The organism is Undibacterium sp. SXout20W (assembly GCF_049340285.1).
Taxonomy (GTDB): Bacteria; Pseudomonadota; Gammaproteobacteria; order Burkholderiales; family Burkholderiaceae_D; genus Undibacterium.
This window is the reverse complement of the sequence record NZ_JBMPPH010000142.1, coordinates 1-255: the sequence shown is the minus strand read 5'-3', so window position 1 is coordinate 255 and position 255 is coordinate 1. Positions and strand designations below refer to the sequence as shown.

Genomic DNA, 255 nt, shown 5'->3' with positions numbered 1-255 from the left:
AAGTTGGTGTTCCATACATCATCGTGTTCCTGAACAAATGCGACATGGTTGATGACGCTGAATTGTTGGAATTGGTCGAAATGGAAGTACGCGAATTACTGTCCAAATACGAATTCCCAGGCGACGATTTGCCAATCATCCAAGGTTCCGCGAAATTGGCGCTTGAAGGCGACAAAGGTCCATTGGGCGAAGAAGCCATCATGAAATTGGCTGATGCACTCGACAGCTACATCCCAACACCAGAACGCGCAGTTG

At 47.8% G+C, this 255-nt stretch carries 1 protein-coding gene; it reads left to right on the top strand.

What is annotated here, in order from left to right:
* The coding region (locus tag ACO0K1_RS20375; RefSeq protein WP_423029042.1) for a GTP-binding protein at positions 1-255 on the top strand (255 nt) is incomplete at both ends.